This window comes from Clostridium sp. C105KSO13 (assembly GCF_001517425.1).
GTDB lineage: Bacteria > Bacillota > Clostridia > Lachnospirales > Lachnospiraceae > Muricomes.
Map to the genome: position 1 here is coordinate 1 of NZ_FBWL01000170.1, position 15,411 is coordinate 15,411.

Below are 15,411 nucleotides of genomic sequence, written 5' to 3' on the forward strand. Positions count from 1 at the left end.
AGATAGGGCAGAGGTGGAAGTGCAGCAATGCATGGAGCTGACTGTTACTAATAGGTCGAGGGCATAACCAGACAAGGTGATAGGAGATAATAAGGATGATTCTTTGTATGTAGTTTTGAAGGTGTATGAAGTTAATTAAATAGAGAGCATTGAGACGATACTGGCAGAGTATCGTTTTTTTGTATGCAAAAAAGGGTCTGACCCTTTTGCTCTCCGTTGTCAGAATATTCTTAAAATATTTTTATGTGCTGCCTGTCTTTTTTTTACCTTTTTCACCAAGCCGGAATGATACAATAACAATGTTGTTGCGTCTAAACATAATAAAGCAGGCACACCTAAAGAGCCTGACAAGTTTATAAGGAGGAAGCTTTATGAGCAAAAAAAGAAAGTTGTCAGTTGTTCTTCTGATGGCAATAATACTTACACTGCTGGGAGGCTGCATAAAAAAGTTTAATGCAAGTGGATATACTAAAGCTATACTGGATGTTTCTTATAAGAATAAAACGGATCAGTATATAGAATTGACAGGTGCATCTGAGAAGGAAGCTCAGAAGATTTTTGAAAAAAACATGGATACGACCATGAAAGCCTTCGAGGCCTTAAATTTTCCAGAAGAGATGGAAAAAAAGTACAGAAAGTTATTTGAAGTTTTATCAAAAAATGTCAAATATACGGTAGGAGAGGCTGTAGAAGATAAGGAAAGAAATTTTACAGTGGATGTATCAATCAAGCCTATCACGATTTTTGGCGACACGTATGGTGAGTTCCAAAAACAGGCAAAGTCCTATGCTGAGGAGGTTTCTAATGATGTCCTCAATGGTGCAGAAATGCCATCTGATGAGGTAATGCAGAATAATGTGTATCAGATTTATTATAATATTTTGAAAAGCACCATAGAAGCCGGAATTCCTTATGGCGATACTGAAACTGTTACAGTACATGTAAACAAATCAGATGGAAATGTTTATGAGATTCCCAAGGAAGATGTGAAGACATTACATGATAAAATGATTTCCCAGAATACAACTAAGTAGTGTAGAGGAGATGGACGTTTTACAGGACATGGCTTTTAATGCTGGATATAGTAGAGAAAATAGCATAGTAAGCTATATGGTACAATTCTTATAAAAAGTCTTATAAAAAGTTGAGTGCCTTTGCAAAAAAATGCTGGTCTTTGCTATTAAAGTTTGGTATAATACATAGGTATGCAAAAACTTGCATACCTATTATATGGAGACGTATCGAAGTGGTCATAACGAGCCTGACTCGAAATCAGGTTGTCCGCAAGGGCACGTGAGTTCGAATCTCACCGTCTCCGCCATGAGCCTGTTTGCGGTCGATGTCCGTAACAGGCCCTTCTTTTCAGATAGAATCAGTGTTTACATCTAATTAATCAAATTAAAATGTTGTTATCAGATCAATTATATTTAACTAAATGACATTGTAAATAGGATAGTGTAACATATTCGTCTCTAGCTCTGTTATCGTTTTTTACTCTTAGATTCCTTTCTTGTTTTCCAGACGACTGCCAGAATGTCCTTTAGCACCAGAAAAGCGTTCATTTCATCATAGTCGTATTTTTTCTGCAAGTCGTCTAAGAGAACATCTAATTCCTTGGCGTAGAAACAGCTGTCCACTTTTTCCTGATAAGTTACAAGAACGGGGTATCTCTTTCCCCAGACTTTTGTCCAGTCCACTTTGTTTGAGACTTCCTCACTTGTCCTGTCAATCGCATCTTGAATTTCTTGGACATCCATATCAAAATCAATCAGTTCATCCAAGGTCAAGTGATACAAAAGTGATAGCTTTTTTGATTGGCGTATATCGGGGAGAGTTTCAGCGAGTTCCCATTTTGAGATTGTCTGTCTGCTGACTCCTAATTTTTCAGCGACCACCTCCTGCGATAATCCGCTTTTCTTCCTTGCGTTAAACAAGTTATTTCCTAATTCCATTTAGAATACCTCCTGTGTATTGCTCTTTTAGACATATTAAAAAGTATAGTCTTTTTGTAAAAGAAAAACTAGCTTACAAAAACGGCATTTATGTCATCTTTTTTAGCAATTTCCATAAAAGGGAAAAAGCATGCTGTAGTATATAAATTCACTGGTTGAAAAATAGTTTGACAAAGTTTATTATATAAAGGAAGAATAACACCATTTGCTTCATTCATTTTTTACAAGTCAATTTATTCTAAAAGAAAACAAAATGTCAAGGAGGAATCACGCTATGAAGAAAAAAATCGAAATATTTGATTATGCTAATGATATTATGAAGGTACTTGGAAACGGTGTTTTGCTGACCACAAAAGCAGAGGATAAGGTAAATTCCATGACTATTGGCTGGGGTACACTTGGAATTGTGTGGGGAAAGCCAATGTTTATCACATTTGTCAGAGAAAATCGGTTTACAAAGCATCAATTAGAAAGAAATCCTGAATTTACAATAAATATCCCATATGGAGACTTTGACAAAAAGATATTAGGGGTTTGTGGTACAAAATCGGGACGTGACTGTGATAAAATCAAAGAACTGAATTTAACCCTTGAGACACCTGAGGTTATTTCTGTTCCTGCCATTAAAGAACTTCCCCTGACACTTGAATGCAAGGTTTCGTACAAACAGACACAGGATATGCTTGCCATTTCTGAGGAGAATAAGAAGGCGTTTTACCCTCAGGATGTTGACAGCTTTTTCCATGGCAGCAATAAGGATTTACACACTGCTTATTATGGCGAAATTGTCAGTGCTTATATTATAAAATAGCATATCGGAAAACGAGAAGATAAGTAAATAACAAATTCTCAAAACAGAATTAGACTGGGAGCGTCCCTATCAAAGGATAGGGACGTAAATCCGAAAGGGCAAGAAGCTTAAATGGTATGATATTACTTACTATTCTGTCTGTGAAAAACGCTGCAGGAGTCCTGGGATCTTTTCTTTTGAAATCACAATATTCATGCTTTGCGGGTTAATCACAATGCCGTCTATATCGGCTCCAAGCACCTTTTCAATATTTACAAAATCAAACATATTTACCTGAAAACTATTTTCTGTATTAAACTTTTTTAATTCATTATGGTCTGTAAAAAATGGCTGGAACATTTTACCGTCCTTATTTTTTACACAGGGAATTTTAAAATTAGAACCCCTGGGCACTTTTTCACCTCCCGGCACTTCCAGAGCCATAAGTAGCCTGGAACGCACCAAGTTGACAGCCATTTCTTCTTCTAAATTGTGAAGTTCAGGTTTCTCGCTGTTTGGTTTATTCCGATATATCTCCTGCATAAAATAAAGTCCGGTCAATTGCAGCTGTGGATTTACAACAGGTTGTTTTTCCTTTGGAAGTTTGGAATAATCCAGCGGTACAACTATCTTATCCAGTGGTATTTTGGTGTTTTGTTCCTCTTCAACAAATACAACTTCATTCACTCCCAAAAAGTACAAGCTGCTGTAAAACCCCAAAAGCTGAGCATTTTCCATACGTACAATCATCATAAAATCCTGATTCTCATCTTTAAACTTCTGAGTAATTTCTTTTGCTTTTTCTTCTGTTGAAAATACCCATACCTGATCGTTGAACGTCCTCTCGTCACATGTGACAAAAGGCATTTTCGTACCCCGTCCGAAAGGGATGTATGTGGTTTCCATTTTCTGCATTTTTCTTACTTGTATCAGAAATTTATTCTCCATGACAGACCTCGATTCATTTATTTTCTAAAATTATACTACAGGCTGTATTTTATAGCAAACCTAAACTTATAAGTCTATCCCCGCTATATACTGGTTTAGCAATAACGCTGGGCACTCTATTAGGGTTACGCAATCAAGATACAGGAAATGCAAGTTAAAAATAATCCTTTATTTTACACCATTTAATATAATCATGTCAATAATAAGTTTGCTTTTTCTAAAACTTATGTTATAATAAACTTATAAACGTATTTAGTACCGATTATAATATTGCAAAATTCACTGCATCTAAATGTATTATAATCAAAAAGTTAAAAGAAAGGAGAGTATGATTATTTGTCACTGCAAATATCATACAAGACATAAAATGCAGGTAGTTGGAAAAAAAGTCGAACACAAAGTTTTTGGACAGGGAACAATAACAAATCATTCTGGAAATATCGTTACTATCTCTTTTCCCAAGGAAGAAAAAAAATTTATATATCCTGATGCATTTGCCAAGTTTTTAACGTTCAAAAATAAGTCTGCTCAAAATGAAATAAGCACTATATGTAACAAAAAGCTGGAGATGGAGAATAATCGAAAAAAAGTGCTTCATGAACAACAGGAGCACCGTCAAAGAATCCTCGCTTTAAAAATCACGCCAAATTCTCAAGCAGCCTTTAATGTTGATTTGAATGATTTAAATGAAATCTTTTCATTAGGCAATGTATCGACCGGATGTTATTTAAGCGGCCATTCTAAGGGAGAACCACGCGTTCCGAGTAAACTAGGACCTAATTCTGCCTGCTTGCTGACCGGACGCACTCCTAATACTCCGGAAAAAGAGCGCCGGATACTGGGAGCATTTATGGTAAAGGATAATTTTTTAGGAGATGTATGCAAAAACGGAATTGTAGAATGTCACGACCAGTATCAAATACGCTTGAATCCAAACAAAAGGATGCTGTATTGGGATTATTTCGATGGCAGCGATCCTCTCCCGCGTTGGGGAAACACAGTGTTCAAATATTTTTCAACCAGTACGATGCAGCGAATCCTACTGGATATGGAGAAGACATCACAAAACGCCGAAGAACAGGTGGCCATTCATGCGTTCTATCAATATTTTTGTGACATAAACCACTTGCCGCAATCAACAGATTAATCTTATCTTATAAGTCTATCTATTCACAAACTGATCCGTTAAATACGCTGAAATCTTTGTCGTGGTTATGCAATGCAGCATAACCGGCAGCACAATTTCATATAATTCTGTAAAACTGGAGGGAATGCTTGTGATAATTCTGATCCGGAAGAGATACCTTTTGTCCACAATTTGTGTGATTGTACTTGGAGTCTTATGCTGTTTTATATTGTCTCAATTGATAAGGCAGTCCGCAAAATCGCCAGATAGAGTTATTGTGGGTGGAAGCGTCCGCTACATATTGCAAGGTTCAAATGAAACTGTATCAGTAATGAATCAGGAGAGCAAAGTTAACAGTGAACGCTTTCAGCGACCTTCTAAAGCGCTTCCGTATCCCAATCCATATTCATTCAAGGACTTCCAAAAGAATGATGAACAATCACCGTTGATAGGGAAAAGGTTTGATAATCCTGAGGACTTAATTCTTGCATACTATGGAATCTTACAAGAGGCATCTAATATGATTGGCTATTCGGGCGGGTGTGGTTCGATTGGCTGGTCGAAAGTTCCTTATCCTTATGCATACGAATTGTTGACAAAGGAAACACAAAAGGAAATGTCACTTAATCAATTTATCGATTCATTTTGTGGAATAGGGTATACAACTCTTTTGAAACTGATTCCCGCATATGCTCCTTCCGATACACCTGCCGGCATTAAATACTATATGGTTGAAATAGAGCTGATAACCGGGACGAAAGTTAATGACGGTGAAGGACAACATGATGGCAGCCAATTTGCCTACTATTATGGGCTGATTACAACTGAGAAAATGCCTGATCAGGGATGGAAGATTAAGGACATTTACTATATTCCCGAAGACTTTCTTTGTGCACCCATGCATAGTTGGTTTTATCTATCCGACGCCATAGTGCAAATTGTTTACGGAAATAATCTGAAATTAATTGATAGAATAGACAAAACTGAACAAAAAAACGATATGATTTATATTTATGCGTCCGGAAAGGAAAAGAGTTATCGGTTTGATTTTGTCAGAATTAGTAACGGGTATGATATTCTTGTCCATGAATATATACTTGATAATGGAAGCTGGAAAGAAACAAATCTCTTGAGCGATAAATGGAAAAATATGAAGCTGACTGTAGAAAGCTCTATTGCAACTTCGTTACAAGAAACAAACTAAATTTGTCAATAAAAATAAGCGTTCATCTTAAGATGAGCGCTTAAAAACAGGGGATGAGAGAATCGAACTCCCACCAAAGGTTTTGGAGACCCCTATCATACCATTTGACCAATCCCCTGTATGCTGTGGCATAATTGTCAGCCACTTGTTTAGTATACTAAGCGAAACAATTTTTGTCAAGAAAAAGCACGCAAATTTCTTTAAATACTCACTTGCAAAACTAAATGCAAAACTAAATTGCACCCCTATGTGGAGTTTTATCCCGCAAAGTGGAATTTGCTTTCTCAATTCACCTATATCATTGTCATTCCGGTGAATATCTGTTTTAGTTCTGCAAATCTTCCGTAAACTTCCCCATTGAATATATCTGTGATATATATATAATAGAAGAAAAGAGTGCAGTCTGTTGCCGGGGCTGAAAGAATCCTGCATGGGGCGGCATAGGACAGCATTTTAGTGGTGCGCAAAAAACGGCACAGAGTTTGTGGAATGAGGAAGTCTGTATATGATTAGAATTGCAGTTGTAGAAGATGAAGAAGTGTATGCACATCAGTTAGTAAAATACCTGAAGCGTTATGAGAAAGAAAAGAAAGAGGAACTGCAGATCACTGTCTATTGGGATGGGGATGGTATCACTGCGGAATATAGAGCGCAATTTGATATTATTTTTATGGACATTCAGATGAAGTTTGTGGATGGAATGACGGCTGCCGAGGAAATCCGTAAAAAGGATTCCGAGGTGATTATCATCTTCATTACGAATATGACACAGTATGCCATCCGGGGATATGAAGTGGATGCTCTTGATTATTTCCTGAAACCGGTTCATTATTTTGCCTTTGCGCAGAAGCTGGGCAGGGCAATTGAACGAATGAAAAAACGCCATGCCAGACATATTATAGTGCCGGTCAAGGGTGGAATCCGCCGTGTGGAGAGTTCTGACATTTATTATATAGAAAGCCAGGGACATAGCTTGATTTTCCATATGAAAGATGAACAGGTTGTTTCTAGCGGCACTATGAAATCTATGGAGGAAGAATTAAAAAAGCTGAATTTTTCCAGAGGGAACAAATGTTATTTAATTAATCTGGAGCATGTAGAGGGGATAAAGGATAAGTGTGCCATAGTAAAAGGGAAAGAGCTTTTGCTGAGCCGTTCCGGTTTGAAAAGTTTTATGCAGGATCTGACGAAATATTGGGGAGAGGTGAAGTAAATGAATGATATTGGAATAACCTTGCCGGATATTCCGCGGCTCTATACGGCGCTGGCGGAGTGGCTGTCCTGTATAGTTTTCATTTTTTATATGAAAAGGAAGCTCCATGGTGTGAAGCTGGGAGTACTCTGCGTAACAGGCCTTCTTGTTCAGGGGCTTTTTCTTGGCTTTACCGGAGGACTGGATGGAGTCTGGTGGATTCTTTGTATGATGTCAGCCATCTTTCTGATGATTCTCTTTCTTTACCTGACCTGTGAAGTAAACTGGAAAGATGCGGTATATTGCGGAGCCTTTGCATTTATTATGGCAGAGACGGCGGCTTCTATGGAATGGCAGCTTTCTCTTTATTGGGGAAATGTATATGATGATAAAGGACTTTTAGGCAGGTGTATGATACTGATCATTGTTTATGGAATCATTTACGCTGTATTTTGGAGAATGAACCGGCTTCTTTTGCCCCGGGGTGAGAGGCTGGATATAGATGTACGGGAGCTCTGGGAGGTCGTTATTATAACAGGCGGCATCTTCTTTATAAGTAATCTGGGGTTTGTGGCCATTAACACACCATTTAGCGGCATGTACAGCCGGGAGATTTTTAATATCCGTACCTTTGCGGATGTGGCAGGTCTGTCAATTTTATATGCCTTCCATGTACAGTGGCGGAATCAGAAGGTGCGGGGAGAATTAGAAAGTATTCAGAAAATCCTTGAGAGCCAGTACATGCAATACCGGCAGTCCCAAAAGACATTGGATTTGATTCATTATAAATATCATGACTTAAAGCATCATATTATTGCGCTCAGAGCTGAGGAGGACAGGGAAAAGCGGAATGAGTACCTGGACAGGATGGAGCAGGAGATTATCAATTATGAAGTCCAGTATAAAACAGGAAACAAGGTGCTGGATACACTTCTTATGAGCAAAGGCCTGTACTGCCAGCAGCAGGAGATATCTTTTACCTGCGTTGTTGACGGTACACTGTTTGACTTTATGGATGTTATGGACATCTGCTCTATCTTTGGAAATGCACTGGATAATGCCATTGAATGTGAGAAGAAAATTGTGGATAAGGAAAAACGGCTGATACACGTAAGCGCATTTTCTAAAAGAAGTTTCTTAATAATAAGATTTGAAAATTACTATGAAGGTACGCTGCAATTTGAAAAGGATTTTCCGGTTACTACAAAAAAGAAAAGAGAGTTTCACGGATATGGGCTGAAGAGCCTGCAGTATACAGTGCATAAGTATAAAGGAGAAGTTGATATCACTGCAGAAGATGATTGGTTTTGCTTAAAAATATTGATACCATTATAAATTTGGAACGCTGGATAGTGCACAATGTACAAAATTCAGCGTTCTAATTTGTTGGAAACATACAAGGTATTAACAGTTTATTCATAAAAAGTACAGTTTGTGTTAAAAATGTGAAAAATACGTGTAAAGCAATATAATGAATAAAGATAAAAGATGACAAGGGAGGAAATGAGATGTTAAAAATTAACATGGATGACGTCATAAACGTCTTGAACTCGTGTAAACCGTATCTTATCGGTTTTGGAGTTGTACTTGTACTTGCAATTATTGTAATTGTCGCATGTATGAAGCTGGAAAAGGCAAAGAAGAAGTTCATCAGAGGAGAAGCAGGGATTGCAATTTTGCTTGCTCTGGTAATCGTCGTAAACATGATTTGCTTCGGGCCTATGTACAGCATGATTTCGCTGGCAACAGGAAATGGAACAATTACAGAAGAAACTTCAGATGCAGCGACAGAATTGTGTACTGAAATTGCCGAGGAGGGAATCGTTTTATTAAAGAATGAAAATAACCTTCTCCCAGTAACAGAAAATAAGAATCTGAACGTATTTGGATGGGCTTCCACAAACCCATGCTACGGGGGAACAGGATCGGGTTCTTTGTCCGATGCTTATGAGACAAAGACTTTGCTGCAGGGACTGACAGATGCGGGATTTGAACTGAATGATGAGCTTTCTGATTTCTATACAACCTTCCGTTCAGACCGTCCGGAAGTAGGAATGTGGGCTCAGGACTGGACGTTGCCGGAGCCGACTGCGGATTCCTACAGTGATGAGCTACTGAAATCTGCAAAAGATTTTTCTGATACAGCAATGGTTGTGATTACACGTGTAGGCGGTGAAGGTGCAGACCTTCCTGTAGATGTAAGTCAGGTTACATATACAGATAATTCTTCAGATTATAAAGATTTCGGGGATGGAGAACATTATCTTCAGTTAAGCCAGACAGAGAAAGATATGCTGGATTTGGTATGTTCTAATTTTGATGATGTTATTGTAGTATATAATGGTGCAAATGCCATGGAGCTTGGGTTTATCAATGATTATGAGCAGATTAAAAGTGCTGTATGGTGCCCGGGTACAGGCCAGTCTGGCTTTACGGCATTGGGAGAAGTGCTGAGCGGTAATGTAAATCCGTCTGCAAAGACAAGTGATACCTTTGTCTATGATTTAGATAACACACCTACATCCAATAACTTTGGAGTCTTCAATTATGACAATATGGATGAATTTGCATATACCGCAAAGACCTTCGGTTCTGATGAAGAGGTGACTACACTCCCCTCCTTTGTTAATTATGTAGAAGGTATTTACGTGGGCTCTCTTATACAACGTTTGAGCAGGAAATGGGACAAATCACAGAGGCAGATGGAGTCCTTTCTTTTGATGTCACAGTTACAAATACTGGTGATACTGCCGGTAAGGACGTAGTGGAAGTATATTATACCCCACCTTATACAAACGGGGGAATTGAAAAAGCTGTAGCAAACCTGATTGCGTTTGAAAAGACAGATATGCTGGAAGCCGGAGCATCCCAGACAATTACGATTTCCTTCAAGGCAGAGGACATGGCTTCTTATGATGATAAGGGCACAAAGACTTATGTATTGGACGATGGAGAGTATGGAATTTCTATCCGCTCTGATTCTCACCATGTGATTGAAGAGGATACCTACACTGTAAATCAAAGAGTTGTTTATGATGAAAATAATAAGCGTTCCACAGATGATACAGTTGCAACGAACCAGTTTGATTATGCGGTAGGAGATATTACATACCTGTCGCGTGCAGATGGATTTGCAAATTATGAGAAGGCAACTGCTGCTCCTGCAAGCCTGTCCATTTCAGATGAGAAAAAAGCAGAGTTCATTAACAACAGTAATTATAATCCAGAGGATTACAATAATGAATCAGATGAAATGCCTGTTACAGGGGCTGACAATGGTCTTGAGCTGCAGACATTGCGTGGCACTGACTATGATGATCCTAAGTGGGATACTTTGCTGGATCAAATGACACTCAGTGAGATGGATACAGTTATTGCCCTGTCAGGATATCAGACGCCGGCAGCAAGCAGTATTTCTAAGGTGCAAACTATCGACTGTGACGGACCTGCGTCTATCAATAATAACTTTACCGGAACAGGTTCTATCGGCTTTCCGTCAGCAGTGATAATTTCCAATACATGGAACAAAGCTATTGCAGAGCGTTTCGGAGAAAGTATCGGAAAAATGGCGGATGAAATGGGAGTATCCGGCTGGTATGCACCAGCTATGAACACACACAGAAGCGCATTTGCAGGACGTAACTTCGAGTATTATTCAGAGGACGGAGTTCTTGCAGGGCATATAGCGGCACAATCAGTAATTGGTGCTGAAAAAGAAGGTGTGTATGCTTATCTTAAGCATTTTGCATTAAATGACCAAGAAACAAACCGTAATAATATGCTCTGTACATGGACAAATGAGCAGGCTATCCGTGAGATATACCTGAAACCTTTTGAAATAGCGGTAAAAGACGGAGGCGCAAAGGCTGTCATGTCTTCTTTCAACTATATCGGAGCACGCTGGGCTGCGGCAGTACAGAGCTTTGTAATACCGTACTTCGTGATGAGTGGGGATTCAGGGGATTTGTGCTTACAGATTATTTCGGTGTATATGGTTATATGGCTGCCGATCAAGCAATCAGAAATGGTACAGATGCAATGCTGGTGGCTTATGACACAGCAACAAACCATGTCGTGGACCAGAAGAGTGCAACAGGTGTTCAGGCGATGAGAAATGCAGTGCATAATATTCTGTATACTGTAGTAAACAGCCGCGCTTATGATGCAAACAATATGCAGACAGGATTAATGTCCTGGCAGATTGCAGCAATTGTAATTGATGTAATTCTTGCAGCAGTTGTTGTTGCACTTGAGGTTGTATTAATTAAAAGATTCCGGAAAAGAGCAGTAGAATTAAAAGCTGCAAGATTGGAATAAAACAAGTCATCCATAGGAAATTCGGAATCGGATAACACATCCGATTCCCTTTTCCATACAGATGTGAAAATAGGAGGTAACATTTTGAGACACCAGGAAATAATTGGTAAAATGACATTGGAGGAAAAGGTATCCTTACTGTCAGGGAAAGATTTCTGGCAGACTGTAGATATAAAGCGTTTGGGAATCCCATCGATGACGTTGTCCGACGGGCCTCACGGCATCCGCAGGCAGGCCGGGGAATCGGATCACCTGGGATTAAATGCCAGTGTTCCCGCAACTTGTTTTCCTACAGCAGCCACCGTGGCCAATAGCTGGAATCCCGGGCTGGGAGAAGAATTAGGAAGCTATCTGGGAGAAGAAGCAGTGTCTCAGGGGGTAAATGTACTTCTGGGGCCGGGACTAAATATTAAGAGAAGTCCTTTGTGTGGAAGAAATTTTGAATATTTCAGTGAAGATCCATATCTGGCAGGCAAGATGGCAGCAGGATATATAAAAGGAATCCAGAGTCAGGGAGTAGCTGCATGCCCCAAGCATTTTGCAGCCAACAGCCAGGAGCTTAGACGTATGTCTAACGACTCTGTACTGGATGAGCGGACCTTTCGCGAGATTTATACAACCGGATTCGAAATTGCGGTAAAAGAGGGAAAATCAAAATCCATTATGACTTCCTACAATCGGATTAATGGTGTCTATGCCAATGAAAATGAGCATTTGCTGCAGGAGATACTTGTAGATGAATGGGGATTTGACGGTTTTGTAGTATCTGACTGGGGCGGCAGCAACAGCCATACTGACGGAGTAAAAGCCGGAAGTCATCTGGAAATGCCTACAACCGGAAAGGACGGCATGCGGGAACTGATGGCGGCTGTGAAGGAAGGGACATTAAGCGAAGAGCTGCTGGATAGAAGAGTGGATGAACTTCTCAGTGTCATTTTTGATACACAAAATGCGATGGGAGGAAAAACCGGAAAAGAATTTGACATTGAGAAACATCATGCGATGGCAGAAAGAGCAGCTGAGGAATGTGTGGTTCTGCTTAAAAATGAGGATAATATTCTCCCGCTGAAGCAAGGCACAAAGGTAGCAGTTATCGGAGATTTTGCAGATAAACCCCGGTACCAGGGGGCAGGCTCCAGTATTGTAAATTCCACAAAGCTGGACAGTCCTTTGGATGTATGGAAGGCCGAGGAATCGGTAGAGTTTGTAGGTTATGAGCAAGGTTTTATCCGTAATGGAAAAATGAGTGAGGAACTAGAGAGAAAAGCGGTGGAGCTGGCAAAACACGCAGATGTAGTATTGCTTTACCTGGGGCTGGATGAACTGGCCGAAACCGAAGGGATGGACAGGGAACATATGAAAATTGCCTATAATCAGATTGATCTTTTGGCAGCAGTGCAGAAAGCCAATTCCAATATAGTTGTTGTTATGTCCGCAGGTGCACCTGTGGAGATGCCGTGGCTGAATCTGGTAAAGGGCATGGTACATGGATATCTGGCAGGGCAGGCCGGGGCCGGAGCTGTGGCAAATGTTTTAACAGGAAAGGTGTGCCCGTCAGGAAGGTTAAGTGAAACTTATCCTGTTAGCTATGAAGATACTCCGATTTACCATTGCTGGCCGGGGAAAGAGAAGACTTCTGAATACCGTGAAAGTCTGTTTGTAGGATACCGCTATTATGAAACCGCGGACGTACCTGTATTGTTCCCTTTTGGATATGGGCTTAGCTACACCTCATTTGCTTATTCTGATATCCGGGCAGATGAAGACAAAGTCCATGTTACAATTCAGAATATCGGAAGTGTAGATGGTGCTGAAGTAGTTCAGCTTTATGTATCAAAGCCGGACAGTAAGATTTTTCGCCCTGTAAAAGAGCTGAAAGGTTTTCAAAAGGTCTGGCTGAAGACAGGGGAAAGCAAGACGGTCACAATCCCTCTGGATGATAAGGCATTCCGTTATTATAATGTAATAACAAATAAATGGGAAACAGAGGGCGGCTCGTACCGGATTATGGTAGGTCCAAATGTGGCAGAGGTTTCTCTAAGTACAGAAGTGAACATAGAAGGTACAGAAGCAAGGTCTCCATATAGGAAAAAAGAACTGCCCTCTTATTATACAGGGCAGGCTGCAGAAGTAGAGGATAAAGAATTTGAAGAACTTCTGGGCAGACCCATACCTGACGGCAGGTGGGATAGAAGTGAAGGTTTGGATATCAATGACGCTCTCTGCCAGATGCACTATGCAAAAAGCGGCCTTGCCAGACTAATTTTACGGATACTGGAGCACTTGAAAAACAAGAGTATGGCAAATGGTGAACCAAATTTAAATATTCTGTTCATTTATAATATTCCATTCCGTGGAATCGCGAAAATGACCGGCGGTATGATAAGTATGGATATGGTAAGAGCCATGGCAGAAGTCGTGAATGGACATTTCTTTAAAGGAATGGGACATTTAATACAAGGTTTTTTTGCGAATCGAAAGTAATGGGAAGGGAGAATAAATATGGCAGAAAAAGCAAAAAATGGCCGGGGCTTTTGGGGAAAATTTAAAGAAAAGCATCCTGTGATTGCACAGTTTTTTATATTTTTTGTTATCAGCAATGGAGTGACTGTGCTTCAGATGGTTCTGATGCCTGCAATTAAATGGGCATTCAGTTATACCACACTGGTTGGTACTAGTTTTCAGATATTACCTGTGGGACAAAACCTGGATGGAAGTATTTATTATGTGTTTGATTATGCAGCAGGATCTATTGCAAACGGAGGAGGAGGCGGCCTGGCCTATTTTCTGGCAGTAGAAATCACCTTGCTGCTGGCTCAGATTATTAACTTTTTCTTACAGAGGAATGTGACCTTTCAGTCCAATTCCAGTGTAGGAAAGGCAGCGTTCTGGTATTTCGTGGCATGGGTAATTATTTCCGTGGGCGCTGCGGCTCTCCAGGGAATTTATAAAACCCCGATTTATAACTTCTGTATGGATGTAATGGGAAAAGGAGCCGGCATGACTGCGGCAGATATTATAACAATGCTTATAAACTCTGTCATATCCTTCTGGGTATTCTTCCCGATTATGAAGATTATTTTTAAACAGAAAAAAGCATAGTCTCCTAGTTTTATAGTTAAATAATAAAAGCAATAATTCCGTCCAAATAGTTATGGAAAGAATTATTGCTTTAGTTGTAAAACACGTTGGTATATGAATAGAATATATGACTCAGTTATACAAAAACCCCGAGGTAATTGAAGTGAAAAGCACGAGAGGGTAGAACTATCATGAAGAAACACAATAAAAAAAAGATAGGAAGTCTGCTCAGTTTGATGCTGGTTCTATTGGTTATCAGAAATCTACTTGTTGTGGACATGGCGAAAATGGAAACCAATGATAATAAAGCAGACCGCAGTTCGCTTCTGAAATTTGCTTCCCAATTTATCGGGAATCCTTATGTATGGGGCGGAACTAGTTTGACGAAAGGTGCAGACTGTTCCGGTTTTGTCCAGAGCGTTTACCGACAATATGGCTATGACCTGCCAAGATTGGCAGAGGACCAGGCGAAATGCGGTGTACAGGTTCCGGTAGAAGATGCACAACCAGGGGATTTAATCTTTTATGCAAAAGAGGGGTACGTGTACCATGTCGTCATTTATGCCGGAGAAGGCAAAACCATTGAAGCAATGAATCCTGACATGGGCATCGTACAGGGAAATGTTGACACTGTGAACGCAGTCTGGGCATCTAGAATCCTAAATGAAAGGTTTCACTTGCAAATAGACAATTAATAGTTATGGAACCACTGCTGGGCTTAATTCGAATGTACATCAATAAATAGATTATTCGGGCAGATATTGTTTTATTGGCTAGACAGTGTATGGTATACTATTTTTA

Annotated in this window: 14 protein-coding genes and 2 tRNA genes; 13 read left to right on the forward strand and 3 right to left on the reverse strand. The window is 39.8% G+C overall.

Features of this window, described 5'->3' with window-relative positions; genetic code table 11:
• The first annotated feature begins 371 nt into the window (after nucleotides 1-371).
• Together BN3456_RS12355 and BN3456_RS12360 are read left to right on the forward strand one after the other, a co-directional pair.
• Nucleotides 372-1,034, forward strand: coding sequence for a hypothetical protein (locus tag BN3456_RS12355; protein WP_089984517.1), 663 nt, complete (start codon nucleotides 372-374; stop codon nucleotides 1,032-1,034).
• Nucleotides 1,035-1,232: 198 nt separating this feature from the next.
• Nucleotides 1,233-1,321, forward strand: a tRNA-Ser gene (locus BN3456_RS12360).
• Between the two features lie 160 nt (nucleotides 1,322-1,481).
• On the opposite strand, the gene BN3456_RS12365 is transcribed toward BN3456_RS12360, so the two are convergent.
• Complete coding sequence (locus tag BN3456_RS12365) at nucleotides 1,482-1,952, reverse strand: helix-turn-helix transcriptional regulator (protein WP_089984518.1); 471 nt, start codon at nucleotides 1,950-1,952, stop codon at nucleotides 1,482-1,484.
• Between the two features lie 274 nt (nucleotides 1,953-2,226).
• On the opposite strand from BN3456_RS12365, the gene BN3456_RS12370 reads away from it, so the two are divergent.
• Nucleotides 2,227-2,763: a flavin reductase family protein gene (locus BN3456_RS12370; protein ID WP_089984520.1), complete on the forward strand. Its 537-nt coding sequence runs from the start codon at nucleotides 2,227-2,229 to the stop codon at nucleotides 2,761-2,763.
• A gap of 129 nt (nucleotides 2,764-2,892) precedes the next feature.
• On the opposite strand, the gene BN3456_RS12375 is transcribed toward BN3456_RS12370, so the two are convergent.
• Nucleotides 2,893-3,690, reverse strand: coding sequence for an SseB family protein (locus tag BN3456_RS12375; protein ID WP_089984522.1), 798 nt, complete (start codon nucleotides 3,688-3,690; stop codon nucleotides 2,893-2,895).
• 367 nt (nucleotides 3,691-4,057) lie between these two features.
• Here BN3456_RS12375 and BN3456_RS12380 point away from each other — a divergent pair, with 367 nt between their 5' ends.
• Nucleotides 4,058-4,837 (forward strand): hypothetical protein, encoded by a 780-nt coding sequence (locus BN3456_RS12380; protein WP_242862876.1) that lies wholly within the window; start codon nucleotides 4,058-4,060, stop codon nucleotides 4,835-4,837.
• 130 nt (nucleotides 4,838-4,967) lie between these two features.
• A complete protein-coding gene (locus tag BN3456_RS12385; RefSeq protein WP_089984525.1) occupies nucleotides 4,968-6,020 on the forward strand; it encodes a hypothetical protein in 1,053 nt (350 codons plus the stop codon).
• A gap of 47 nt (nucleotides 6,021-6,067) precedes the next feature.
• On the opposite strand, the gene BN3456_RS12390 is transcribed toward BN3456_RS12385, so the two are convergent.
• Nucleotides 6,068-6,138, reverse strand: a tRNA-Trp gene (locus tag BN3456_RS12390).
• A gap of 387 nt (nucleotides 6,139-6,525) precedes the next feature.
• On the opposite strand from BN3456_RS12390, the gene BN3456_RS12395 reads away from it, so the two are divergent.
• The 8 genes from BN3456_RS12395 to BN3456_RS12420 all read left to right on the forward strand — a co-directional run bounded on the left by BN3456_RS12395 (nucleotide 6,526) and on the right by BN3456_RS12420 (nucleotide 15,305).
• The gene (locus BN3456_RS12395; RefSeq protein WP_089984526.1) at nucleotides 6,526-7,233 is read left to right on the forward strand and encodes a LytR/AlgR family response regulator transcription factor; all 708 of its coding nucleotides are present in this window, start codon (nucleotides 6,526-6,528) and stop codon (nucleotides 7,231-7,233) included.
• Nucleotides 7,234-8,547 (forward strand): ATP-binding protein, encoded by a 1,314-nt coding sequence (locus BN3456_RS12400; RefSeq protein WP_089984528.1) that lies wholly within the window; start codon nucleotides 7,234-7,236, stop codon nucleotides 8,545-8,547.
• A 173-nt stretch (nucleotides 8,548-8,720) separates the two neighbouring features.
• Nucleotides 8,721-9,977 carry a glycoside hydrolase family 3 protein gene (locus BN3456_RS16620; RefSeq protein ID WP_347458056.1) on the forward strand — a complete coding sequence of 419 codons (1,257 nt, stop codon included), beginning with the start codon at nucleotides 8,721-8,723 and terminating at the stop codon, nucleotides 9,975-9,977.
• Nucleotides 9,893-11,323: a glycoside hydrolase family 3 N-terminal domain-containing protein gene (locus BN3456_RS16625; RefSeq protein ID WP_347458057.1), complete on the forward strand. Its 1,431-nt coding sequence runs from the start codon at nucleotides 9,893-9,895 to the stop codon at nucleotides 11,321-11,323. Before BN3456_RS16620 ends, BN3456_RS16625 begins: the two co-directional genes overlap by 85 nt.
• Nucleotides 11,320-11,529, forward strand: a complete 210-nt coding sequence (locus BN3456_RS16630) for a hypothetical protein (protein WP_347458058.1) — start codon at nucleotides 11,320-11,322, stop codon at nucleotides 11,527-11,529. Before BN3456_RS16625 ends, BN3456_RS16630 begins: the two co-directional genes overlap by 4 nt.
• Nucleotides 11,530-11,613: 84 nt before the next feature.
• Nucleotides 11,614-14,013, forward strand: coding sequence for a glycoside hydrolase family 3 C-terminal domain-containing protein (locus tag BN3456_RS12410; protein ID WP_176699193.1), 2,400 nt, complete (start codon nucleotides 11,614-11,616; stop codon nucleotides 14,011-14,013).
• Between the two features lie 18 nt (nucleotides 14,014-14,031).
• Complete coding sequence (locus tag BN3456_RS12415; protein WP_089984529.1) at nucleotides 14,032-14,631, forward strand: hypothetical protein; 600 nt, start codon at nucleotides 14,032-14,034, stop codon at nucleotides 14,629-14,631.
• Between the two features lie 170 nt (nucleotides 14,632-14,801).
• Nucleotides 14,802-15,305 carry a C40 family peptidase gene (locus BN3456_RS12420; RefSeq protein ID WP_089984531.1) on the forward strand — a complete coding sequence of 168 codons (504 nt, stop codon included), beginning with the start codon at nucleotides 14,802-14,804 and terminating at the stop codon, nucleotides 15,303-15,305.
• The last annotated feature ends 106 nt before the right edge of the window (nucleotides 15,306-15,411 follow it).

What these genes read in the sequence shown, in the direction of transcription:
- BN3456_RS12415 (WP_089984529.1), top strand. Translation starts at nt 14,032, where the DNA reads ATGGCAGAAAAAGCAAAAAATGGCCGGGGCTTTTGGGGAAAATTTAAA.
- BN3456_RS16630 (WP_347458058.1), top strand. Translation starts at nt 11,320, where the DNA reads ATGAGAAATGCAGTGCATAATATTCTGTATACTGTAGTAAACAGCCGC.
- BN3456_RS12365 (WP_089984518.1), bottom strand. Translation starts at nt 1,952, where the DNA reads ATGGAATTAGGAAATAACTTGTTTAACGCAAGGAAGAAAAGCGGATTA.
- BN3456_RS12395 (WP_089984526.1), top strand. Translation starts at nt 6,526, where the DNA reads ATGATTAGAATTGCAGTTGTAGAAGATGAAGAAGTGTATGCACATCAG.
- BN3456_RS16625 (WP_347458057.1), top strand. Translation starts at nt 9,893, where the DNA reads ATGGGACAAATCACAGAGGCAGATGGAGTCCTTTCTTTTGATGTCACA.
- BN3456_RS16620 (WP_347458056.1), top strand. Translation starts at nt 8,721, where the DNA reads ATGTTAAAAATTAACATGGATGACGTCATAAACGTCTTGAACTCGTGT.
- BN3456_RS12370 (WP_089984520.1), top strand. Translation starts at nt 2,227, where the DNA reads ATGAAGAAAAAAATCGAAATATTTGATTATGCTAATGATATTATGAAG.
- BN3456_RS12380 (WP_242862876.1), top strand. Translation starts at nt 4,058, where the DNA reads ATGCAGGTAGTTGGAAAAAAAGTCGAACACAAAGTTTTTGGACAGGGA.
- BN3456_RS12355 (WP_089984517.1), top strand. Translation starts at nt 372, where the DNA reads ATGAGCAAAAAAAGAAAGTTGTCAGTTGTTCTTCTGATGGCAATAATA.
- BN3456_RS12420 (WP_089984531.1), top strand. Translation starts at nt 14,802, where the DNA reads ATGAAGAAACACAATAAAAAAAAGATAGGAAGTCTGCTCAGTTTGATG.
- BN3456_RS12375 (WP_089984522.1), bottom strand. Translation starts at nt 3,690, where the DNA reads ATGGAGAATAAATTTCTGATACAAGTAAGAAAAATGCAGAAAATGGAA.
- BN3456_RS12400 (WP_089984528.1), top strand. Translation starts at nt 7,234, where the DNA reads ATGAATGATATTGGAATAACCTTGCCGGATATTCCGCGGCTCTATACG.